Raw genomic sequence first — 23,619 nt, forward strand, 5'->3', positions numbered from 1 at the left:
CTCTCAAATAGGAAATGTTGTACAGTTGCATTGTAAATCAATTCGATTACTTTAAGTAAGTACGCATATTTTTATGATATAGTATTAAAAATCAAACCTTTAGGGAGATAAGCTGATGGGAGACCGAAGAAACAAATATGGAGCGAGTCCGGATATGCAAGCATGTCCGGTTGAAACAACGCTGGATGTTATTGGTGGGAAGTGGAAGGGAATCATTCTCTATCAGCTCCTGGACGGAACGAAAAGATTCAATGAATTTAGGCGCCTCAATCCGGGAATTACGCAGTTTATGCTCACATTACAGTTAAGAGAGCTTGAACGGGATGGCATCATTCACCGAGAAATATATAAAGAGATTCCGCCAAAAGTGGAATACTCCCTTACTGATTTCGGAAGGACTTTGGAACCGGTCATTATGTCTATGAAAGCATGGGGGGAGTCTTATAAAATGCGGCTTGATGAAAATCGAACGATACAAGGGGAGGAAAGTTAAAGGCAAGTTGAGTAACAAGCCAGGCGGTGGGTACAAGGCCACAGCTACAAGAAGTAAAGAGAATATACAATGCATGTTCTATAATTTTAAGGCCATCCCGCAAAGGATGGCCTTAAAACTTGTCGATACAGACAGCGCTGAGAACCGTATCACAAATAGTGGTAAAGCAGAGAATGGAGTTATTGGTGAGTTTGAAGGAATTTATTAATGAAGATCGAAGACAAAGCAATTGCTTGAGGCGAAAATGATATTCGTGAATTTCTTTGTTTTGACTTGTTTCCGTAACCTTTGAGTATTAAGGTGGCACTTCTATACAATACAGAAGAAAGGAGCGGGAGCATGCTTCATGTTATCGAAAACGCAAAACAAGGGGATCGGCAAGCTTTCGAATATATTGTTCGACACTATACAGCGATGGCGAATGCGGTTGCGTACGAAAAGCTACACGATTTTCAATTAGCGGAAGATGCAGTTCAGGAATCATTTACAGAAGCATTCCTGCATTTAAGTAAATTACGAGCAGTAGAAGCATTCCCAGGATGGTTCAAAGCTATTGTGATACGGCAATGTTATCGTATTATGCGTAGAAAGCATCATCGTGTTGTACCCTATGGGGATGTTACACAATCGACAGAGATTCAAGTTAGTCTAACGGATGTTATTGAGAAAAGAGAACTACAGCAGTTGGTTCAAGATTCTATAGCACGCTTAACGCCCAATATGAGAATTGTGGTTCAATTATTTTATATTCAGGGGTACTCTCTTCAAGAGATTTCCAATTTTCTGGAGACTTCGGTTCCGGTATTGAAGAAGCGCCTCTTTGATGCTCGCCGTAAATTGAAGGGTGCCCTGCCTGTAGCCGACTTGATCTCTGTATGTAACCATCTGTATGAAGGAGGAAAAGGTGTGCTTCACATTGTAAACGGAGATTCGGTGGCTGCGAAGCTACGACAAGGCATTGTACAAGGTGATATTTTAGTGTGGAGGGAAGTATATCCTCATGGTCCTGTATTTTTAGATCCTGCTGTATTGGACAATCGTTCTGTACGAGCACAATTCTTAGAGCAAACGCTGGGAATCCCTCGCTTAGAATATATACAGAGCAGTAAAATGCAAGAGAAAACCTTGGCAGATTTTAATAAATATGAGGAAGTCGTTTTATGGTTTGAGCATGATTTATTCGATCAGACGATGTTGTGTTATTTGCTCCATTGGTTCTCAGAGCAGCCGTTGTTGAAAACGAAACTGAATTTATTGTCCATCGGAGAGTATCCGGGGATCGAGCTGTTTCGAGGATTGGGACAACTCTCTCTGGAGCAAATGGAAACTTTATCGGGAACATGGAAATCTATTGGAACAAAAGAACTGGACTTAGGCAGAGCATTTTGGAAAGCCTATGCATCACAGGATCCGCAGCTGCTTCAGCAATTATTAAATAAAGACACGTCTGTGCTGCCGTATGCGCATGACGCATTCCAATGTCATCTATCTCGGTTTCCTTCCACACACAACGGGCTTGGCATCGTGGAGCAGACAACGCTGGAGATGGTATGTGCGGGGATACATTCTCCGTATGAATTATTTGAACATGTTGGAAATAAGCTCAATAATTTAGGTATGGGTGATCTGCAGTACTGGCATATTTTAAAAGAGATGTCACAAGATCCGTATCCGTTACTGCAAATCCGCGGGTTAAAGGTATTCCCCGCTTATAATAGTGCATCAGTATCATTTCGCAACTGTGACGTTGTTTTAACTGATTTTGGAAATTGCGTAATGGATGGAAAAGAGGACTGGGTCGCAAAGAAAGGGATAGATGAATGGTATGGTGGGGTTCACCTGCAAGGATACTTTCCACGATGGCGTTGGAATTCGACCCTACAAACGATTCATGATACAGGCATTGAGGTGTAGCTTTGTTTTACAGACAGCGCGGTGAAACCGTATCACAAATAATAGCAAAGCGAAAGCGGCCGTTACTATCTTTTTTCGTCATCCGTGATGTCTTTGGACATAATCTTAATCTATAACACCGACCTCATGCAGCGAGAAATGTAGCAAGACGTATTCTCCAAGGTGGAAACGGCTGATTTGTTTAAACAAAACAAAAAGAGATTTGTTCTTTAACTGAAACAAGTCTCTTTTTTTGATTTTCAATGGACTTATTTTTTTCTTGACTGAACGATCTGGAAAAGATAAGATAGGTGTCAGAAAGGAGGTGTTCAATACATGGGGAGAAGCAAGGAATTCGATACGACGCTTGTGCTGCACAAGGCTATGGAGGTATTTGGCCACTATGGTTATGAGGGCACCTCGCTGCAAAATTTACTCGATGGGTTAGGTATAGCTCGCCAAAGTCTATATGACACGTATGGAACAAAGAGGGATCTTTTTATCTCGGCAGTAAAGCATTATATGAATGATAAAAGCGCTGCTGTCATTTCCTATTTGGAACGCCCCGGTTCGGCGAAGAAAGCTATTACCGATATCATTTATGAGGTTGTAGCCGTTCTAAAGGATGAACAGCGCCGCAAGGAATGCTTCATTATGCACAGTGCCATCGACCAAGTCCCTCACGATCCGGACATCGCAGAGTTCTTCAAACAAGATACGGCACGTTTGGAGCAAGCTTTTTATAAAGCATTAGTGCGCGCACAAAAGCAGGGTGAGCTTAGTGAACGTCTAACCCCCCTTGCCCTTGCCCGATATTTGAATCAGGCGAGATATTCGTTAACCCAAGCTGCTAAATTAACCTCGGATCCGGAAGTTTTGGACGATATTGCAGCTGTTACTCTTACTGCGCTTGACCATTAATGGAGCGGTATGGATGCTCCATTAAATTTTAATCTTATTGGACCATTTGATCCGAAAAATGAAGTGGTAACAAACGTAGTGTTGCGACACATCGCAAGCGGCGAATTGACGCGGTCTGTTTCCGGTTACTGAGTCAATATGACTGACCGTTCACAACCATTTTGGACTTATTAGTCTAGAAAAAGAAAGGGAGTAATTGATATGCCTAAAAACGGTAAAATTCTAGTAACAGGTGGAAGAGGTAAAACGGGAAGCCGTATAGCTAAGCGACTTACAGATTTAGGATATGCCGTTCGTACGGCCTACCGCGGCACTCCCGCTCCAGGCAGCACAAATGAGCATGTGACCTTTGATTGGTTCGATGAGACGACGTTTGAACCGGCTCTAAAAAACGTGGATAAAATCTATTTGGTAGGTCCCCTTGCAGTCATGGACCCATCCAAGATCATGGTGTCGTTTCTGGAGAAGGCTTTAAAGGTAGGCGTGCGCCGGGTCGTCTTGCTTAGCAGCGCATCCGTGCCCGAAGAAGGGCCGGTGTTTGGCAACGTGCATAAGGCAATTCGTCAGCTTGTGCCGGAGTGGGCGGTACTACGTCCTTCTTATTTTATGCAAAATTTCACCGAGGGTCATCACGGGGCTCAAATTAATGGTGATGGGGTGATGATTACTGCTACAGGATCGGGGCGGGTTGGATTCGTTGATGCCGACGATATTGCTGAGGTCGGTGTGAGAGCGCTGATTGATGAACAACCTCATAATACAGATCATGTCATCACGGGTCCTCAGTCCCTTAGTTACGCGGAAGCTGGGGAAATCATCGGGGCCATTGCAGGGCGAACCATCAAGCATGTGAATATTAGCACGGAGGAACTGGCGGCTGGGATGGTGAAACTGGGCATGACGGAAGACTATGCTTATTTTCTCGCAGGTCTGGATGAAGCGATCAGGCTTCACGGTACCGAAGATCAGGTTACGAGCACCGTTGAACGTGTAACCGGACGTCCACCCAGATCTCTGAATGACTTCGCAATCGCTCACGCCTCTTACTGGAAACAGAAATGAAAGCGGGTAAAACTATTCATTTTTATTCAATAGCGAACAAACGAATAAGGAGTGATAAATATGACATTCAATCCGGCAGATAACGAAAAGGTGCGGGAAGCTTCACGGGAGATTTTCAGTAAGTTTTGCAAGTCTTTATTAGAGAAAGACATGAACCAATTTATTGAACTTTTTGATGACAATGCGCTGTTCGAGTTTCCTTACGCTCCTAAAGGCTTTACTCAAAAACTTGAAGGGAAGGCTGCCATTTATGAGTATATTAAAGACTTTCCTCAAAGGTTTGATATCTCACAGTTCAGTGAACCCACATTTCACTTCACGTTGAACCCCAACATCATGATCGTTGAATTCGGTATTGAGGAAGCGCAAGTCCTGACTACCGACAAGCCCTATCTTCAGAAGTATGTCTCCGTGATCGAAACAAGGGACCATAAAATCGTACATTACAAAGATTATTGGAATCCGTTAGTGGCGCTTACTGCGCTTTTGGATACAGCATCCATACAGAAACTATTAAACGAACAATAATACAACAAAAGAGCATCAAATAAGGGTATCGCTTCAATTCCTCTTATGGTGATAGATCGCTTTATGTCAGGTAAGCCCCCCAATCTCGTTGTTGATTCATTTTGCGATTTGTCGTAATACTTATGCCCTGTTTGTATTTCATCAGGTATGGGATGATGGGTACATCAATGGTTCGGAGTCACGGATTCTGAACCTTGATCTTCAGGCTATTGCGATCCTTCCTTCTATTCATTTGGCGAATTAGGGTCGCAGCTTTCCTGATGTATTTCTATCACGAGGGGGCGTTCAGGCTATCATATTCCTTCCTTCTACTGAATCTTCCAATGATATTAGGGATATGGCTTTCCTGGACTCTTTTTATGATGATAAATACCATCTATCTGCGAAGAGCGATCAAACTGATTGTAGACGAAGGAAAAGGGCCCGCTAGGCTCCCAAAAACTTATTTGGCAACAGCCATGAAAAATATCGAATATCTTGGATTTACATTCTCACATCCATTGATGCGCGCCGTGCGTACCTTATCGAAAGAGCAGTTTGAAGCATTATATGATCAACTGGTTGCTGATTTAAGGGTACTGGTAGGTGCACATGTGGAATATCATCCGATGTATCCCGCTTTCCCGATGCAGGTGATGGAGACGGATGATGCAGAGCTTTATCTGAATGCCATTTATTATTATCTTACTTTGGATTTGCCTGAGTATGGGACTACAGACAGACCTGCATTGCTGGATGAGGTAAACCTGAGAGTGATTGATCTTGGGAGCAAGGCGGAGCTTCATACCATGATACGCCGGCTTATACAGGCCAAGGTATCGATCTCCGAGACAGACAAAAAAGATATTGATACGATTTTGGAGTTCGCAGATCCGGATGCAATGGATGAGATTCTCCCGTCCGAGATTCCGTTCAAGGAGAATGCAGGATTCGTGATCGCTTCATTATTGAAGCATGACAAGGCCAATGTAGAGCTGATCGGACGATATTTTAAAACCGCAACCGATGTGCTTCGTTTGGCTGTGGCTTGGTCGGATGGCGATGTCAGTCTTTTTGAATCTGTGCGTTTTCGCAAATTTAAGCGGCGTGAGAGACGGTTGCTGCTTGGATTGCTGGAACGTTGCCAGCCCATTACAGAGGATATGCTGAGATACAAAGAGCGCTGGATTCGATTAGGCGAAATTCTGCATCCATCTGAATATAAGCATCGGTTTATGCGTTGTGAGGAAGCTTTTGATATTTTACGTAATAACAAGCCCTTTACAACCTTTAACGGAAGCGTGGAGCTTGCATTCCATTATCGTCAGGTCTGGACTTTGATCGATCTGTTGATGCAGCGTCCAGGTGAATTTGCCAGAAGATTGGATCAATTATTGCGGTCAACCGAATACACGGAGTATGTCGTGCTGGCATTTGGTGAAGTCGCGAATCATGTATCGACGCCTGTATTGCTCCAAGTGAAGAATCATTTTGCTCGCCGCCATGAGCCGCGTGATCTGCGTGTCTTTTTCCCAAAAGGAAACGTTGCCAAGGCCTTTGCTGTTCCCCATACGCTCCCGGAGATCGATGAAGCGGTATGCCAAGACCTTGTGCAATTGTGTGAACGAGTGCTTATCGAGCGATTCTCCGTGCTCCCGCCTCTGGGAAAGGCTTATGTCGATGAACGATTGCAGGACTATTATGTGCCGTTCTCCCAAAGATCGGCTAGCAAAGCCCTGCATACGATTGTTCGCGGAAGCCATGTACCGATGATGGAAGGGGACACCATTCGTTTCTTCAGTTGGTGGAAAGAGGGGACCGTTCATGGCACGCCCACAGGCCGTGTAGATATTGATCTGTCGGCTGTCTTGTATGATCATAACTGGCAGTACATTGAGCATATCTCGTATACGAATTTGCGCTCCTCCAAATATAAAGCCGTCCACAGCGGAGATATCGTATCAGCCCCTCAAGGCGCGTGCGAATTCATTGATCTGCACATTCCCTCGATCGTCCATTATGGCGGGCGTTATATTGTGGCAACCCTTCATTCCTACACCAATCAACCGTACTGTAACTTGCCGGAGTGCTTTGTGGGCTGGATGATGCGCAAGAAACCCGGTTCCGGCGAAATATTCGAGCCTTCGACGGTTGTCAATAAAATCGATGTCACCGCTGAAACGGAGATTGCGATTCCCGTCATTCTGGATCTGGTAGAACGCACGGTCATCTGGACAGATCTATCTCTGACCAGACATCCTCATTACTACAATAATGTGGAGGGGAACCAAAAAGGCATGGTCTTGATGGGCAAAGCCATGACAGATTTACGTAAACCGGATCTGTACGATTTATTCAACCTCCATGCCAAGGCAAGAGGGGAGTTAGTAGATACAGCCAATCAGGCCGATGCAATATTTTCATTGGAAAGAGGGATTACTCCATTTGATATCGAGCTAATTATGGCTGAATATGTGGTTTGAGTGTAGATACTAATGGAGATCGTTATCAATGAGAAGCAGCCATGTGCTGCTTTTTTTCTGACGAGCTCTGCATAGAAGATACTTCTTTGTCGATTAATATACGTAGGATAAGAGCGACTATGGATCACCCGATAAGCCTGCTCGCATAATATGGATGTATGTAGATCATAATCCATTGATTATTTGTATATCATGGATATATCTATTTTCTTAGATTATGCGAAGGCCTCATTTTCGGTTAAAATAGTGCTAACGCAGAAAATAAACAAAATCAAGCCGTAAATCTTGTAAAAAGCTGAGTTCAATCCTTATTTTTGCGGAAAGAATTCTCACTTTTTAACATAAATAGTCTATAATTATTATATGGTAGTTAGTTTTATTTTTAATAGACTATAATTTAGTTATAATGGAGACAGAAAAGGTATGTTCCTGAGTGGAGCCTTGCTTCTTGTATCACCTAAGCAGGAGGGCCTGCTCTTTTTTGCAAAAATAAGAGATAAGGAAGGTTTTTATGAGCAGCATTCAGAAAAAAACAGACGTTATCTTAATTGGTGCCGGAGTCATGAGTGCGACTCTGGGATCATTGCTGAAAGAGTTAGCACCGGAATGGGAAATTAAAGTGTTTGAGAAACTCGCAAACGCAGGAGAAGAAAGCTCTAACGAATGGAATAATGCGGGTACGGGCCATGCTGCACTGTGCGAGCTGAACTATACATCCGAGAAGCCTGACGGATCTATAGATATTAGCAAGGCTGTAAACGTTAATGAGCAGTTTCAGCTCTCAAGACAGTTTTGGTCTTTTCTTGTAACCAGCAATCTGATTCGTAATCCGCAGGACTTCATCAGGCCAATACCTCATATGAGTCTGGTCATAGGGGAGAAAGACGTATCTTTTTTGAAAAAGCGATTTAAAGCGCTATCAAAGGTTCCTCTGTTCCAAGGAATGGAATTTTCTGACGACCCTGAAAAGCTGAAGGAATGGATTCCGCTGATCATGGAAGGCCGTACCTCGAATGAACCGATGGCGGCAACCAAAGTCGACTCCGGAACAGATGTGAACTTTGGTGCTTTAACACGCATGTTGTTTGAGCATTTACAAAGTAAAGACGTTGAGATCAAATACAAGCATAATATTAAGAATATTAAACGTACGAGCGACGGCTCGTGGGAAGTCAAAGTGCATAATCTTGAAAACGGTAAAATCGAATACCATACGACCAAATTCGTCTTTATCGGTGGTGGGGGCGGCAGTCTGCCTTTACTACAAAAAACGGGTATTCCTGAGTCCAAGCATATCGGAGGATTTCCGGTAAGTGGACTATTTATGGTATGTAATAACCCAAAAGTTGTCACGCAGCATCATGCAAAAGTATACGGTAAAGCTAAGCTTGGTGCTCCTCCCATGTCTGTCCCGCATCTGGATACAAGATATATCGGCAACGAAAAAGCACTGCTGTTTGGGCCGTTTGCCGGCTTTTCACCAAAGTTTTTGAAAACGGGTTCAAATTTCGATTTGATCTGTTCTGTAAAACCCAACAACCTCTTGACGATGTTGGCGGCAGGCGCAAAAGAGATGGCATTGACCAAATACCTGATCCAGCAGGTGATGTTATCCAATGAAAAGCGCCTGGAAGAATTGCGCGAATTTATTCCAAACGCCCAAATCGAGGACTGGGAGATCGTGGTAGCGGGCCAACGTGTGCAGGTGATCAAAGATACGGAGGCCGGTAAAGGAACACTTCAATTCGGTACGGAAGTGGTTAGTGCCGCTGACGGCTCAGTAGCTGCATTACTCGGCGCTTCTCCGGGTGCTTCTACTGCTGTTAACGTTATGCTGGAAGTATTAGAAAGATGTTTCCCACAACATATGAAAGATTGGGAACCGAAAATAAAAGAAATGATTCCTTCTTACGGTGTGGCACTATCGGAAAACCCAGAGCTTTTCCAAGAAATCCATGCTTCCACAACGCAGACGCTTGGTCTGGGCGAAAAAGAACTGCTCCATCGTTAGTTTTTGGATATAGGAACCATGAAATATTCAATGACTCAGGCCCAGCTTCGGCTACCTTCTCAGATACGGCCGGACACTGGGCGGAAGGTGATATTGCACGGGAGCAGCAAGCAGGCTATATGCATGGCATGCCGAACGGCAGCTTCCAGCCGGACCAGACTCTGAGTCGGGCAGAGGCGGTCACTCTGTTCAATCGTGTATGGAAGAGAGATCCGAAATCCTTCACTAACTCGTCCAAGTAGTCAGATGTCCCAGTCGAACATTGGGCTTACCGGGACATTGTTGCAGCGACAACCCGGATTCGCTAGGATACATCGATAAGCGAAGCTTATCTGCATTTACTGCTGCATGTACGGATCGCATTCGGTCGGTGATTCCCCAAAAGACCTGGCCTGTTGCAACAAGAGAATCCGTACATGCAGAATAGTCCAGTTTGAATTCTCTGAAAAGAGGTTATATCGATCTTTTTGGATAATCCTAATTTATTGGATGGGCGCAAGCACCAATGTCTTAACGATTTCTTCCTGATTTTTGTCCAAACCTAAAAAGATGGCGGTATAGTAAATATCGTTCTGCTTCCATAAGTAATAGGTTTGACTTCTGGTGTCCTTCTTGTTTGTTGTGCCTCGTCCATATTCATTGTAGACGTTATTGTTATCCTCACCAACGGAAATGTCGATGCCGTTAATATTTAATTTGCGAATTACGGATAGTTTTGCAGCATTAACAATGGGAACTTTGCTCTGATAGAGGGCGAGTTCATCATTTATTTCATATATTTTAGAATTGTATTCTGCATGGTATATATTTTCAATTGAATCTGCGCCTGGTCTAAAATCGTAACCCGTGTTTTGATCTCCTGCCTGGAGCAGTATCGAGTCAATAAGCTTAAGTTGGTTATTCGACAGGCCAATTGGGAACTTCACCTTAAAACCCAGAATTTTTTTTGCTTCCAGCAAATCCTTTTCGTCATATAGAGGAAACGAATTTCCTTTTCCATCGTAGCTGACATTTTGGATTTGTTGGGGGAATGTAAAGGATAGCAAGAATTTCTCCAGCTCGCCTTGCGAGATATTCGTCCAAAACTCAGGGTGTCCTTCTCTGGAATGATTTTCGCTATAGTAATTCATTGCATACCAGACTCCCTCATCCTGCCAAACGAAGCTTTTTTCCCTTTCCGGTTGATGGTATTCATAATTTTGAATTTGGGTTACTAATGTGCCTTTGATGCCGGCATACGTAACCTCATCTTGTTTGTAGGCACGGACTTGTGCATTCCCCCAAGATGCCGGAGCATTACTTCTGACATCCCCCGCCACCGATCGACTGTATGTTTGGAGTAAATTCCCCTTGGAGACGAGCAACGTGAATTTTTTTTCATCCGATTTTCCAAAGTTTGATACAAAAGTAATAGTAACTTGATTATCGATACGATTGACATATTTCTTAAGAACCTCGACATTTTGAAGTTGATAACCAGGAGGTAGATAATCGGGTACTTTGAACCGAAAACCGGAAAAGTCGTTTGCCCTTGCCAGACTAGGAAACCATTTTGCCCAATCATTAAGACGTTCTACCTTCCATGAAGAAAAAGTTCCCTTCATGGAACTTACGTTTGGATCTACAGCTGATTCAGTATTCTTACCGCTCTTTAATGTAATAGTGAGGATTACGCCACTTAAGACAAGAACCAGAATTATTGCGGCGGCAGCTAGTCTATACGAACCTTTTCTGAATTTTGCGATCATCGTGATTCTCCGTTTCATTTCATTATTGTTTTGAAAAAATGCGAAAGATTGATCGGGGAGGGAGAGCCTTGGGGAAAATTATGAAACCTTTTTCCATATACTTTGTTTACATCCGTAAATAATGCCTTAAATTTACTCTTGTACATAAAGCGTGTCAAGCGTAAACGTTCAGCCTCATGAATTAGAAGCATAGGCCAGCCCGATCAAGAACAAAGTCGGAATGGATGATAGTAACTCATTGTACGTGTCTGGCAAGCTGGATAGAGCGATGCCGGGAATGTTAGAATTAAAAAAAGGGCGAAAAGTAGGAGGCAGAGCTGATGCGGGACAATCTGTTGCCACAGCTGGAAGCGTGGCATGAAGAAGATGAATTCGAAGAAATCGTAAATGCCATTATGGAGATTCCTGCGGAGGACAGGGATTATGTGTTGATCAGTCATTTGGGCAGAGCACTGAACAATCTCGAGCGTTACGAAGAGGCGGTTGAACAGTTCCTATCCATTGAAGAGGACGGGAAAGGCGATCCGCTGTGGCATTACCGCATAGGTTTTGCCTATTACTACCTGGATCAATATGAGGAGACCTTGCGCGCATTTGAAACTGCAGATCAGTTAGACCCTGGGGATGAGGATACCTTGGAGTTCCTGGATTTGACTCGGAGCCAAGTTCAGAAGATCGTGGAAGTGTCCAGTGCCGAGGTTGATACCGTTGTGGATTTCGATTTCACGGACTTTTGGGATGACAGTGAACATGCGTTAGAACAATATGTTATGGATGATCCGCCCACTGATGAGCTAATCGCCTCCTTAGAAGAAGAATTGGTATTCAGGCTGCCGGCCTTCTATATTCATATGATGAAGCTGCATAACGGGGGAGTTCCTCATAGCAGATGCTTCCCTATAGGTGAATCGGTCTCCGGGGCGAAAGAGCATATCAGAATTGCAGGCATTCTGGGAATCGGACGGGAGAAGAGACATTCGCTGTGCGGTGAATCAGGCAGCCGTTTCAGAATTGAGCATGGAGGATATCCTGAAATTGGTGTGGTCATTTGTGATTGTCCTTCGGAGTCCGAGGTGGTCATGCTGGATTACCGGGAATCCGGCAATGACGGCGAACCGGAGGTTGTCTATGTGGATAAGGAGAATAACTACAAGATTACTCGGCTTGCGCCCAATTTCGAGGCCTTTATTCGCGGGCTGGTAAAAGAATAAATGAGGAGTCTGATTCGTCAATCTAATTAATAATAGATCCAGGCTATCCTCCATTTAACCGCGAAAGATTCGTTACGGATAAAATGCTCGGCTTGGATGCTGGTGCGGATTCCAGTCGGATGGCCAAGAGCACATAAGTAGGGAATCTTCTCGCGTGTCATCGGATGGATAGTGCCTGGCTAGCGAGTGATCGACATTGCTCAAAATAAGGCTTGGACTGCGGTTACTGGGAAAATGCCAACTTCAAACTTGGCCAAGATGGCTGTACCGAATGGGGAACTGTTTAGGATCAACACGGCCAATCACGGACGTGTGGTTATCAACGGAAGATCGTCCAGCTTTTCGTAAATCAACAATCCTTTCTCTTTCGCAACCCTTACCATTTCATCGGCACCCTGAGATGATCCTCCGATTCGAAGCACGGCGTTACAGTAATCAAGCAAGCGAATGGAAGATGGATGAAAAATTCGGTTGAAAATCTCGTCTCCCGGATTAGTAGAGCCGGCTGTTGCGATAAGGGGCAAAGCATACCACTCCCCCAGCACCGGCATGTGCCCAGCCTCGTAAACCTGAAGAGCGATTTCATTCATGTAGCTGACATTTTTCTCAATTAATACAGGATCATCATTCGTTCCAGAGCGATACGGGCCTGCGATAAGGATATGCAGCGGTTTCGATTTCACTTTCAAGAGACCTTGGATCTGAGCGTATTGGAGCAACATGATCGTCTTGGCGTCACGAATCTCGCCGCTTTGGACCATGTCGAGCGCCTGAGCAAACGGAAGTTCCACCACTTCAATGTTTTCCTGTTCTTCCTCAAGGCCTCCACCCCGACCCGTTGTCATATCTTCATTATACTCCGCTACAAAGAAGTGCAGGATTTCGGTAACCGATCCCGGTGACATATAGGCCTCGCCTATTTTCTGCACACGGTCGATACGGTACCCCGTCTCCTCCTTCGTCTCCCGCAGAATACTTTCCTCCGGTGTTTCTTTATCGAGCAGTCCTGCACAGGTTTCGATAAGCATTCCAGTCTCATTGCCGTTCCGATAAGTAGGCATTCGGAACTGTCTGGTTAGTACAATAGTTTGTTTGTGCCGATTATAGAGCAGGATCGTCGCACCGTTGCCACGGTCGTACACTTCACGGGATTGTGTCTCCCATTGTCCATTTTCTTTTTCATACTCGAATGTGACCTTCTTTAAGATGTACCAGTTATCCGATAGAAGCTCCTCTTTTACGATCCGTACTTTTGGGTGGTGCTGCTGTGCCTTCATCTCATTTCCTCCCTAGAAAGATCCCGTTCTCTTTAGTCATTTTGAGGGTCCCGTTCTGCTGCAGAAGCCAATTGACGTGGTCCCGAAACTTATCAATAGCCGCTCCGACAAGTCGCTCTCTTGCGTTCATCGGAGTCGAAATCATATATTCAATCAGGGGTTCTGCTTCGTTGACCAACAGACGGTCGTCGTAACGAAGCAACCGAAGATCGGAGAAGCAAGAAGACAGCAAGTCCCCTCCGTTACCCAGGTGGAACCGTTTAATAGCTTGATCCAACACATGAAGGTCGGGGTCGAACGAAACCGCCAAGTGCTCGACCTCTTGTAAGTGTTGAATACTCATCGTAGAGGTGCACACTATACCTCCTCGCTTTAAGACACGGTGCATCTCGCGGATCGCTCTGGGGATGTCCGGCACGTGATACAGCATGTTGTTAGCGATAACCATATCGAATTGTTCATCATGAAATGGGATCTGTTGCGCGTCAACAGATAAAAGCTTAAACTGCGAATTGTTGCTTCCTAAACGACAACGTGCTTCTTCCACCATCCCGCTTGACATATCGGTAAGCGTGATGCGCCAGCTGCTTGGAATTCGTTCAGCATTTCTTATCCAAAAGGTTCCGTCGCCGCAGCCCAACTCTAGAATGTGGGCTCCTGGATGAACCTCCAGTTGTTCAAAAACCCAACTATGCCAGCCTTGCGGATTCGTGCTGAACTTGTCATAAAGATGTATCCGCGTTTGCAGGCGGTTCGCCGTTCGATACTGCTCCCCCCAATTTTGCTCACTCTGCACGGTTTGAATAACATCCGCCAAGTGGTTCCAATCAGACCCATTGACTGACATTTTCATAGCATCTCGTATTGCATGGACGACGTGCTCTGTATGAGCAATTTTCCTTTGTAGAACATCGAGCTGTGCTTGCAACGAATGTCTGATCTCCCCTATGGATAGCGACTCTGCATCTAAGATGTCCCTTATTTCTTGAAGCGATAACCCTAGGTACTTCAACGTCTGAATTTGCTGCAATCTTTCCAGGTCTTTCATGTTGTAGGATCTTATGGATCCGGTGTGATGCTTTTCTGGAATTAGAAGCCCAATCTGATCGTAATATCGCAATGTCCTGACCGTTATCCCTGTACGCTTGGCAAGCTGCCCTGTCGTCAGATTGTTCTCTTTGTGCATCCTTTACTCACATCCAATCGAATGCTCTAGCATGTCGTTCTCAGTAAGTATAGCAGGTGACGTAACGTCACCTTCAAGCAAAAAATTATGCATAAGAAAAAAAGAGAAGACCAACCTTGCAGCAGTCGGCCTTTGCCTGCCGTTAAAAGAAATAGGCAGAATGTAAATGGTAGAACCAAAAATTTCGTGGTTAATTTATTGAGTGCAATGGCACATGCATTGTTTCATGTGAAAATATTTTTGTCAAATATAGGGGCATAGCTATAATCAGCACCTTGACAGGTTCAAATGAACATGCTAATTTAAATGCATGCGCATGCATTAATAATTTAATTTAAGGAGAGATCATATGAGTAGAACAACTTTAGAAGATTACGAAGAAATCGTTAATGTGCTTAATGGTTATATCGAAGGGAACATTTCAGGTAAAAGTGAGCTAATGAAATCCAGTTTTCACAAAGACGCTATTATGTATGGCTATACAAAGGATGGTAATCTTAGCGAAGGATCCATCCAAAACCTATATGAGGTTGTAGATCAGTCAGGTCCTGCACAAAATCTTCAGTTTAGAATTGATATCCTTGATGTTGCAGATACCATTGCGATGGCTCGCGTAATTTTAGAGAATGCTCACGGTGCTACGTATACGGACTATCATCAACTGCTAAAAGTAGATGGTGAATGGAAAGTAATAGCAAAATTATTCCATCAACACTGAGTAGGTTTGTTGAAATAAGCTTTACTAATGGAAGCTCCAGATATAACAAATAGAAAGATACTCAGACTACAAGATCAAGCATTGTGGTCTGAGCATTTTTTGTTTATAAATTGTACTGGTCGAGCTACAAGGATTAACGCTATAATACTCTCTACATAAGAAGATTAAATATTTACTTATAAATTTCATTGGTAATGGAAATTACTGATAAACAGTAGTAGTTCTTGTCCCCTCTCATAGCCTCGATATCATCCTTCAATGATCGCGAATAGAAGCCCTAAATATATCTACTGTTAGACTCCAAAATTTTTGACCAATTCATTTTAACTTGGTAAAATTAAAATTAAATTGCTAACAATTTATTTAACAAAATAGATATTGCTTTACATGTCTTATTTTTACCCGGGCATTATATTTTTGGAATAGAAACAGGTGAAACTTGTATGGATAACAACACGAAAAATGAGCCTTTAGATAATTGGTTATCTCTTACCAACATACAGACAAGTATCAATAATGAATTAGAAAGTGCTTTGCAGGAGAAGTACAGTTTATCCTTAAAGGAGTTCTATGTTCTTTATTTCCTGTCTCAAACAAGCGATAAAGAATTGAGATTGCAGCAATTACAAGAAATGGTCGGCTTGAGCCAAAGTGCCATATCAAGGCTGGTAGGTAGGATGGAGGCTAAAAGCTGTGGTGCTTTGCAGCGGCATGTATGTGAAGATGATCGCAGAGGAATTTATACCCGTTTGACTGAGCTTGGTGAGGACAAATTACAAAGAGCTCTGATCACTTTTAATGAAATTTTTCAGTCTGCTCTTTTAAAGGACGATCTCCAGCATGAGTTACAATCCTTAATCAAAAAGTTATAGGACGCAATTACTTATCGTGCAAGTATAATGTTATTTCTGCCCAGAAGAGATACCCTTCTGGGCTATTTTGTATTAAGTAATAGGATAAATGAGAATCATCTTACATGCCTATAAGTTGACATAAGGAAAATAACCATGCTAATATAAATGCGTGCGCATGCATCTATGAGGCCGAGACGAATACGCTAATAACTGGTGGGAAAACTGTTTGTGTTAGAGCATTCACAAAATATTTTACAATCTAAAAGGAGTTTTTCGATGAAGGATTTATTTAACCCCTATAAGTTAAAAGGAATGGAGTTAAAAAACCGTGTTATCATGCCTCCCATGTGTCAGTATTCGGTTGACAAAAAAGATGGAATAGCTACCGACTGGCACTATCTGCATTATGTAAGCCGAGCTGTTGGTGGTGCAGGGTTGATTATAATTGAAATGACCGACGTAGAACCGGATGGACGTATTTCAGACTTTGACTTGGGATTGTGGTCTGATGAGCAGATCCCTGCTTTGAAAAGAATTGTTGATGCCTGCCACAGTTATGGTGCAAAAGTGGGGATTCAAATAGCCCATGCCGGACGAAAAGCAGAAGATGCTGAAGTGCCGGTTGCTCCTTCCGCTATTCCATTCGATGAGAATTCCAAAATACCTAGAGCCCTTTCGACCAACGAGGTTAAAGAAATGGTTGAGAAGTTCCGCAGCGCTGTACAGCGTGCCGTAAAAGCAGGGGTAGATACAGTTGAAATTCATGGAGCTCATGGTTACTTGATACATCAATTTCACTCTCCTCTCACGAATAAAAGAGAGGATGAGTATGGAAAAGATTTGACTAAGTTTGGCAGAGAAATTATTCAGGCTGCCAAAGCCGAGATACCGGAAGATATGCCATTGATTATGCGCATATCTGCTAAAGAATATGTAGAAGGTGGATACGGAATTAAGGAAAGCATCACTTTTGCTAGAGAATATCAAAAAGCAGGAGTGGACATTTTTGATATCTCTTCAGGTGGTGAAGGTCCTATTGCTGCTTGGGGAAGACCCGGTACTCATGCTGCTTATCAAGTACCATTAGCCCAAGAAATCAAACAGGCGCTTGATATTCCGGTCATTGCAGTTGGAAGATTGGATGATCCTATACTGGCCAATGCTGTTATTGGAAATGAAGATGCGGATCTCATAGCTGTAGGGAGAGGAATGCTAAGGAATCCATACTGGGCCCTGGAAGCCGCAGCTAAGCTAAAAAAAGAAACGACAACACCAAAACAATATACTACAGGTTTTTAATTGACAAGAATCCGATCATAGTTTGGGTAAAGCATACTGATGACCGAAAAGAGCGGCTAAGCTGCTCTTTTTTATTAAGCACAGCGTTTCACAAATTAAAGCGGCTTCCATGATTGTACACGAAGAAGGAGTAGAGAAATTAACTTTAGAAGCCGTTGCTAAGAAGGCAGGAATAAGTAAAGGAGGACTGTTGTACCATTTTCCTACTAAAGATGAATTGATTCTGGGTATGGTCGAGCAACTGTCGAGTAACTTTGTAGCAGAATTTCATAAGAGAGGATGCCAACAGATGAGCAGTCGCTACAGAAAGCAGAAGCCTATTTAAGAAAGACGTACGCAGGGAAGAGAATTCCTGTTCAACAAGGGGGACGCTTCGGTAAAGTTTTGGTCTGCATAAAGGATCAGCACATGTATTAATCCCTATAGATAAAGGGCTAGAGGAAAGGTACATCATTGCTCCCCTCCTCTAGCCCTTTTTGTGTCGTGCAGCTTCTATTTATTCCCCTTGCGCACCTTTAACAGCTTGCCTTTTATGGTCGTATTTTTCATAATTTCAAGCACAAGCGGTCCCTTGCCATTCAGAATTTCAACGTCTGTTACATGATCGAAAATCGTAATAATCCCTATATCGTCTGCTGTCACCCCGTCAATCTTAGCGATTGTTCCAACAAAGTCTACGGCTCTAAGTTTCTTTTTCTTGCCGCCATTGAAGTTAAGCTTCATAATTTGATGGTTTAATTCCTGGCGCTTGTCTTTTTTCAGTTCAGTTCTGGCATGTAGTTTCTGTTCAAAATCTTCTCTACGGCGATCAACTGCCTCTTCTGATGGAGCTTTTACTCGCGGAATCGCAAATCCAATATATGCTTCAATATCGGCTAATCGATTGCTATCCTTAGGAGTGACTAGGGTAATCGCCTTACCCGTCTTGCCTGCACGTCCCGTACGTCCTGTGCGGTGAACATAGCTTTCCTTCTCAAGTGGAACATCGTAGTTAATGACATGGGTGATATTCGTGATATCGATACCCCGGGCGGCTACATCTGTCGCGATCAAGTAACGGAACTGTCCCCTTCTGAATGCATTCATTACCTCAAATCGCTCATCTTGCTCCATGCCGCCATGTATGCGATCACATGGATATTCGAGATCGGCCAATGCTCTGAATAATGTATCTACGTTCTCCTGCGTACGGCAGAAAATAATGCAGCTGTCAGGATTCTCAACAATGAGCAGATCCTGCAGCAGTGCCAGCTTGTCTGACTCCTTTACCTGAATAAGAGAGTGATCAATTGTGGCGGTCGTTATACCGGTCGCTTTAATTTCAATTTCAACAGGATTGTTCATATACTTACGTGACAGTTTGGCTACATCCTCAGGAAAAGTAGCGGAGAATAACATCGTAACCCGGTCACTAGGCAGCGCCTGAATAATCGACTGAACCTGCTCGATAAAGCCCATATTCAGCATCTCATCAGCTTCATCAATCACGAGATAGGCAATCCGATTTAAGGATAGCGTGCCTCGCTCAATATGATCCAGTACACGTCCTGGTGTACCTACAGCCACATGCGTTCTTTGTTTTAACTCAGCCTTTTGTATATGAAAAGGATGTTTCCCATAAAGGGGCGTTGCTTTTATCCGCTTAAAGCGTCCGATATTCGTGATATCTTCGGTGACCTGTAACGCGAGTTCACGGGTTGGCGTCAGGATTAAAGCCTGGGGCTTATTCTCATTCCAATCTACTAGCTCACAGAGTGGAATACCATATGCCGCTGTTTTGCCGCTACCTGTTTGCGATTTGGCGACAAGATCCCTCTTCTCAAGCGCAACTGGAATGACTTCCGTCTGAATCTCTGTTGGCGTCTCATAGCCCAAGCTACTCAGCGCTCTCACAATTTCTTCACTTAATGCGTAATCTGTAAAATGCTTCTGACTCATTTTTAACCTCTTCTGCGCTGTATTTGAATACCATTACATATATAATGTCATCGTGTATCGAACTTATACTCATATAGTATACTCTATATCCAGGTTCGCTCTATTACATATCAATGAATTAACCGTTTGTCTAAACGCATCCTTGGAGCATTTACCGAATGGACGTAGAAACGAGCCTACTCTAAGCACCAAAGGGAGGCCATGAAGGCACGGGTATCGGCATGTTTCCATATCCGCATGCGTGAAAACATGTGTTACGAACAAAGGGCACCCAATCGGGTGCCCTTTGAATTGCCGTTAGCGCGGAGAACCGTATCAAAAGTATTGTTACGATGAAAAGTGAACCCAGTCTCTCCCTTGGACAGCACCCATCTTTTTAAAGAAAATTTGTGCGCGTTTATTCTCAGTAGAAGTTATCCAGGTCATATGAGCATACCCATGATTTTGTGAGTACTTTTGACATTCTAAAAAAAGCTGTGATTCTACTTCTGTATCTCTAAAGGGTTCCAATACAAATAGGTCGTTCATAACTGTGATTTTGTCTGCTTTCATCGTGCTAAAGGTAAAGAATAATGTAGCAAAGCCGATTAATTGTCCATTTTGTTCCGCCACAAATTGTATACCGTTTTGCTGCTCAAAAAGGGTATGAATCAAATTATGAATTTTTTCGATAGGTGGCCTAGGGTTTTGATAAAAACCAACGATGTATTCATACATTAACTCGGTCAAACTGCTTAAATCATCAGGCTTAGCGTTTCTTATTAAATATGACATTAGATGTACTCCCTTTTCATTAGTTTTGAATTAATATACATCATTAAGTGTATATATGCAAAACTAAGATCAGTGAAGGAATCGTTTGAACTCATGCAAATGCGAAGAAGTATGTAATATGAGCGCAACAAAGGCTGCAGAGAAAATGTATCCGGCAGCCTTTGTTGCGCTGAGGGACATGTGCGTTGAGAATACACCCATTTGTTAAAATTGAATTCACTCCGGATTACTTAAGCAGTGTAAGTGTCACCTCTATCGTGTTATCAATAAATGATCGTTCTGGACGAGACTTTATCATTACGGTCAGTCCAATTAACGATACGACTAGCGCCTGTGATACAGCCTTCGCATTGAGCCCGATCTCAAGCTCACCTGATTGTATACCTCGTTCAATGGTTTCTTGAAATATAACCGATAGGTACATTTGATGTTCCCTTGTAAGAATTTCAAATTTCTCATCATGAGGTGCAAGTTCAACCATTGTATTGATGCAAAAGCATCCTTTTCTAGGGTTTTCTGTATATTCCTCATCGACCACACCTTCAAAAAAAGTTCGAAATGCTTCTTTTACAGATGGGTTGCTTTGAAGCTTGGCTCGGATCAGAGAAGCACGGGACATCATGTATTTGCGCAGCGCAGCTTCGAACAATTCTTTTTTGCCTCCAAAAGTGGAATATATACTAGGTCGTTGAATTTCCATTCTGGAAGTTAAATCACTCAATGAGGTAGCTTCATATCCCTTTTCCCAAAATATTTGCATTGCTGCATCTAATACTTTATCTTCATCAAATTCGCGGATTCGTCCCATAATCAATACCTCTCATTGCTCTTAATTTTATTCTTAATTCAATGACTCTGATCATAATTGTCAGGGGTCTTTATTTGCGTACCAATTAGTATGTTATTATCTTATAATTAGCCCGTTATATTGTCAAATGCAGATTGGTTTATCGCACCAAGGAGATATCAGTATGAGGATAAATTAAAGTGATTTTACTATATTTATTGACATTATTCTTTTTGATGAGTTATATTTACTGGGAAAAATATTTTACCGATCAGTATGATATTTTATCGGTATTTGATTGGCATACAAAGAAAGCTATTAGAATAGGAGAGATGGACCATGGAGATAGGTATTACTTCGTTTGTAGAAACAAAGCCTGACGTTCAGACAGGTGAAGTGATAAGTCACGCACAGCGATTACGCGAAGTTGTCGAGGAAATTATCCTTGCTGATCAAGTGGGACTTGATGTGTTTGGGGTAGGTGAGCATCATCGGCAGGATTATTCGGCATCTTCACCAGCAGTTGTGCTGTCAGCGGCTGCAGCGCAGACGAAACGGATTCGGCTGACCAGTGCAGTGACAGTGCTTTCTTCAGCTGATCCCGTTCGCGTTTTTCAGGATTTTGCTACGCTGGATGGTATTTCGAATGGACGTGCGGAGATTATGGCGGGCCGAGGTTCCTTTATTGAATCTTTTCCACTGTTCGGCTATGACTTGGAAGACTATGATGAGCTGTTTGAACAACATTTGGAATTGCTCCTTAAAATACGGGAGTCCGAAAAAGTAACCTGGAAGGGAGGGCATCGGCCAACGATCAACAATTTGGGTGTGTACCCACGGCCGGTTCAGAATCCTTTACCGATATGGGTTGGCAGCGGGGGCAGGCAGGATTCTGCTATCCGTGCAGGTCTGTTAGGACTGCCCTTGATGCTGGCGATCATTGGTGGAAATCCGATGAATTTTGCACCGCTTGTGCAGCTTTATAAGAAAGCAGCAGCGCACGCTGGTCATGACGAATCGCAGCTTAAGGTTGGATCGCACTCGATAGGATTTGTCGGAGAGAATAATGAACGAGCTGCAGATACATATTTCCCTTCTACGATGGCAGGTATGAATAGATTAGGCAGGGAGCGGGGCTGGGCGCATTATGATCGTTCTAGCTACGATGCCGCGCGCAGCTTTGAAGGTGCGCTGTATGTTGGCGATCCTGAGACTGTTGCCCAGAAGATCATTCACCTTCGCAAACATGTAGGTGTTACACGCTTTATGCTGTATGTTCCGTTAAGTACAATGCCGCATGCCGAGGTGATGAGAGCCATTGAGCTGCTGGGAACAGAGGTAGCACCCCGAGTTCGGAAGGAAATAGCTCAGTGGGAAGCGGAGACGGATAAAAGATTATAAAAACCAACATAGGAGTGATTCGCATGGATTTTGAAAATCGTTTGTTACCAGAATTAAGGTCGGTAATCGCACAATTTCCTGGCTTTCAACTGGAAGAAAATTTAGAACTGAGCAGAAGCTATTTGTCGAGTTCTCCCATTGAGCAGTCGAAGCACGTACGCACGACAAGCCGGATGATTCCGAGCGTAGCAGGCGAGATATTAGTCAAGATCTACGAACCTGCCCAGCGAACTGACGTTAAGCTTCCGGCCATGCTGTGGATTCACGGGGGAGGCTATGTGATGGGGCATCCTGATATGGACGATGCTTTGTGCGAACGCTTCGTGCAGGCTGCTAAATGCGTCGTCGTATCGGTCGATTACCGACTTGCTCCCGAGCATCCCTACCCAGCTGCCATCGATGACTGTTATGCCGCTTTGACGTGGATGACCGACGAAGCTGAACTGCTGGGCATCGACTTAGATCGGGTTGCAATTGCCGGAGCAAGTGGGGGCGGCGGTCTGACCGCAGCACTTGCTTTAATGGCCCGTGACAAAGGCGGGCCAGCCCTCATTTTCCAAATGCCGCTGTATCCGATGATCGATGACCGCAGTATTACGGCGTCAAGTCATGAAATTACGGCCGATAACGCACCATGGAACCGGAAGAACAACTTGGCGGCCTGGAACATGTACTTGGGGGATCGTACTGAAGACACCGAGGTGTCTTCATATGCGGTGCCGTCGAGAGCGGGATGCTTGGCTGGGCTACCGCCGACCTATACGTGCATAGGCCAGCTCGATCTGTTCCGAGATGAGACGATCGAATATGTAGCACGCCTTGCCCAAGCGGGGGTGGACGTCGAATTCCATCTGTATCCCGGCACTTTTCACAACTTTGAGGGGATGGTTCCGCAAGCAGAAGTAAGCCAACGTGCTAGCCAAAGTTATGTAGACGCAATTGCAAGAGCCCTTAATCCTTAAACTATTAAATGGGCAGTCTCCAAAGTGATATGCTTCCAAAAAAGTAGACAGGTTAAATAATAAAACTTGCTACTGTAAGGGGAGCATATCACTT

The 23,619-nt window shown here is 43.7% G+C and carries 22 protein-coding genes and 2 pseudogenes; 17 read left to right on the forward strand and 7 right to left on the reverse strand.

Annotation, left to right across the window (positions count from 1 at the left end; all coding sequences use genetic code 11):
- Nucleotides 1-115 precede the first annotated feature (115 nt).
- The 9 genes from LCF57_RS19885 (at nt 116) to LCF57_RS19925 (ending at nt 9,612) form a co-directional block, all read left to right on the forward strand.
- Complete coding sequence (locus LCF57_RS19885) at nt 116-493, forward strand: winged helix-turn-helix transcriptional regulator (RefSeq protein WP_226002244.1); 378 nt, start codon at nt 116-118, stop codon at nt 491-493.
- Nucleotides 459-701 (forward strand): hypothetical protein, encoded by a 243-nt coding sequence (locus LCF57_RS19890; RefSeq protein ID WP_226002245.1) that lies wholly within the window; start codon nt 459-461, stop codon nt 699-701. The genes LCF57_RS19885 and LCF57_RS19890 overlap by 35 nt, the downstream gene beginning before the upstream one ends.
- Nucleotides 702-832: 131 nt before the next feature.
- A complete protein-coding gene (locus tag LCF57_RS19895) occupies nt 833-2,407 on the forward strand; it encodes a sigma-70 family RNA polymerase sigma factor (protein ID WP_226002246.1) in 1,575 nt (524 codons plus the stop codon).
- 315 nt (nt 2,408-2,722) lie between these two features.
- Nucleotides 2,723-3,307: a TetR/AcrR family transcriptional regulator gene (locus LCF57_RS19900; protein ID WP_226002247.1), complete on the forward strand. Its 585-nt coding sequence runs from the start codon at nt 2,723-2,725 to the stop codon at nt 3,305-3,307.
- 201 nt (nt 3,308-3,508) lie between these two features.
- Nucleotides 3,509-4,369 (forward strand): NAD-dependent epimerase/dehydratase family protein, encoded by an 861-nt coding sequence (locus tag LCF57_RS19905; protein WP_226002248.1) that lies wholly within the window; start codon nt 3,509-3,511, stop codon nt 4,367-4,369.
- Between the two features lie 60 nt (nt 4,370-4,429).
- On the forward strand, nt 4,430-4,897 hold the full coding sequence (locus LCF57_RS19910) for a nuclear transport factor 2 family protein (RefSeq protein WP_226002249.1): 468 nt from the start codon (nt 4,430-4,432) through the stop codon (nt 4,895-4,897).
- Nucleotides 4,898-5,256: 359 nt separating this feature from the next.
- Nucleotides 5,257-7,359 (forward strand): cytoplasmic protein, encoded by a 2,103-nt coding sequence (locus LCF57_RS19915; protein ID WP_226002250.1) that lies wholly within the window; start codon nt 5,257-5,259, stop codon nt 7,357-7,359.
- A 511-nt stretch (nt 7,360-7,870) separates the two neighbouring features.
- Nucleotides 7,871-9,370, forward strand: a complete 1,500-nt coding sequence (locus tag LCF57_RS19920; protein WP_226002251.1) for a malate:quinone oxidoreductase — start codon at nt 7,871-7,873, stop codon at nt 9,368-9,370.
- Between the two features lie 23 nt (nt 9,371-9,393).
- On the forward strand, nt 9,394-9,612 hold the full coding sequence (locus LCF57_RS19925; RefSeq protein ID WP_226002590.1) for an S-layer homology domain-containing protein: 219 nt from the start codon (nt 9,394-9,396) through the stop codon (nt 9,610-9,612).
- Between the two features lie 240 nt (nt 9,613-9,852).
- Here LCF57_RS19925 and LCF57_RS19930 read toward each other — a convergent pair whose 3' ends face one another.
- Nucleotides 9,853-11,118: a peptidase M56 gene (locus LCF57_RS19930; protein WP_226002252.1), complete on the reverse strand. Its 1,266-nt coding sequence runs from the start codon at nt 11,116-11,118 to the stop codon at nt 9,853-9,855.
- Nucleotides 11,119-11,438: 320 nt separating this feature from the next.
- Between LCF57_RS19930 and LCF57_RS19935 the strand changes: the two genes are divergently transcribed.
- Together LCF57_RS19935 and LCF57_RS28300 are read left to right on the forward strand one after the other, a co-directional pair.
- Nucleotides 11,439-12,329, forward strand: coding sequence for an SMI1/KNR4 family protein (locus tag LCF57_RS19935; protein ID WP_226002253.1), 891 nt, complete (start codon nt 11,439-11,441; stop codon nt 12,327-12,329).
- A 234-nt stretch (nt 12,330-12,563) separates the two neighbouring features.
- On the forward strand, nt 12,564-12,677 hold the full coding sequence (locus tag LCF57_RS28300; RefSeq protein WP_413232210.1) for a hypothetical protein: 114 nt from the start codon (nt 12,564-12,566) through the stop codon (nt 12,675-12,677).
- Here LCF57_RS28300 and nudK read toward each other — a convergent pair.
- The 3 genes and pseudogenes from nudK to LCF57_RS19955 form a co-directional block, all read right to left on the reverse strand.
- Nucleotides 12,632-13,606: a GDP-mannose pyrophosphatase NudK gene (gene nudK, locus LCF57_RS19945; RefSeq protein WP_226002254.1), complete on the reverse strand. Its 975-nt coding sequence runs from the start codon at nt 13,604-13,606 to the stop codon at nt 12,632-12,634. The genes LCF57_RS28300 and nudK overlap by 46 nt on opposite strands.
- Before the next feature lies 1 nt (nt 13,607).
- Nucleotides 13,608-14,453 (reverse strand): class I SAM-dependent methyltransferase, encoded by an 846-nt coding sequence (locus tag LCF57_RS19950; RefSeq protein ID WP_226002591.1) that lies wholly within the window; start codon nt 14,451-14,453, stop codon nt 13,608-13,610.
- Between the two features lie 30 nt (nt 14,454-14,483).
- Nucleotides 14,484-14,792 (reverse strand): annotated as a pseudogene (locus LCF57_RS19955) (MerR family transcriptional regulator); the annotation flags it as partial.
- 349 nt (nt 14,793-15,141) lie between these two features.
- Between LCF57_RS19955 and LCF57_RS19960 the strand changes: the two are divergent.
- The 4 genes and pseudogenes from LCF57_RS19960 to LCF57_RS19975 form a co-directional block, all read left to right on the forward strand.
- Nucleotides 15,142-15,510 carry a nuclear transport factor 2 family protein gene (locus LCF57_RS19960; protein WP_226002255.1) on the forward strand — a complete coding sequence of 123 codons (369 nt, stop codon included), beginning with the start codon at nt 15,142-15,144 and terminating at the stop codon, nt 15,508-15,510.
- Nucleotides 15,511-15,953: 443 nt separating this feature from the next.
- Complete coding sequence (locus LCF57_RS19965; RefSeq protein ID WP_226002256.1) at nt 15,954-16,382, forward strand: MarR family winged helix-turn-helix transcriptional regulator; 429 nt, start codon at nt 15,954-15,956, stop codon at nt 16,380-16,382.
- Nucleotides 16,383-16,640: 258 nt separating this feature from the next.
- Complete coding sequence (locus tag LCF57_RS19970) at nt 16,641-17,663, forward strand: NADH:flavin oxidoreductase/NADH oxidase (RefSeq protein WP_226002592.1); 1,023 nt, start codon at nt 16,641-16,643, stop codon at nt 17,661-17,663.
- Nucleotides 17,664-17,772: 109 nt separating this feature from the next.
- A pseudogene (locus LCF57_RS19975) lies at nt 17,773-17,964 on the forward strand (TetR/AcrR family transcriptional regulator); the annotation flags it as partial.
- A gap of 191 nt (nt 17,965-18,155) precedes the next feature.
- Here LCF57_RS19975 and LCF57_RS19980 read toward each other — a convergent pair.
- The 3 genes from LCF57_RS19980 to LCF57_RS19990 form a co-directional block, all read right to left on the reverse strand.
- Nucleotides 18,156-19,601, reverse strand: a complete 1,446-nt coding sequence (locus LCF57_RS19980; RefSeq protein WP_226002257.1) for a DEAD/DEAH box helicase — start codon at nt 19,599-19,601, stop codon at nt 18,156-18,158.
- A gap of 327 nt (nt 19,602-19,928) precedes the next feature.
- Nucleotides 19,929-20,375, reverse strand: coding sequence for a GNAT family N-acetyltransferase (locus LCF57_RS19985; protein WP_226002258.1), 447 nt, complete (start codon nt 20,373-20,375; stop codon nt 19,929-19,931).
- Nucleotides 20,376-20,601: 226 nt separating this feature from the next.
- Nucleotides 20,602-21,183 carry a TetR/AcrR family transcriptional regulator gene (locus LCF57_RS19990; RefSeq protein WP_226002259.1) on the reverse strand — a complete coding sequence of 194 codons (582 nt, stop codon included), beginning with the start codon at nt 21,181-21,183 and terminating at the stop codon, nt 20,602-20,604.
- Between the two features lie 318 nt (nt 21,184-21,501).
- Here LCF57_RS19990 and LCF57_RS19995 point away from each other — a divergent pair, with 318 nt between their 5' ends.
- Nucleotides 21,502-22,563 carry an LLM class flavin-dependent oxidoreductase gene (locus LCF57_RS19995; protein ID WP_226002260.1) on the forward strand — a complete coding sequence of 354 codons (1,062 nt, stop codon included), beginning with the start codon at nt 21,502-21,504 and terminating at the stop codon, nt 22,561-22,563.
- A gap of 23 nt (nt 22,564-22,586) precedes the next feature.
- The gene (locus tag LCF57_RS20000) at nt 22,587-23,525 is read left to right on the forward strand and encodes an alpha/beta hydrolase (RefSeq protein WP_226002261.1); all 939 of its coding nucleotides are present in this window, start codon (nt 22,587-22,589) and stop codon (nt 23,523-23,525) included.
- Nucleotides 23,526-23,619 lie beyond the last annotated feature (94 nt).

Source organism: Paenibacillus sp. BJ-4 (assembly GCF_020404765.1).
Lineage (GTDB): Bacteria > Bacillota > Bacilli > Paenibacillales > Paenibacillaceae > Paenibacillus.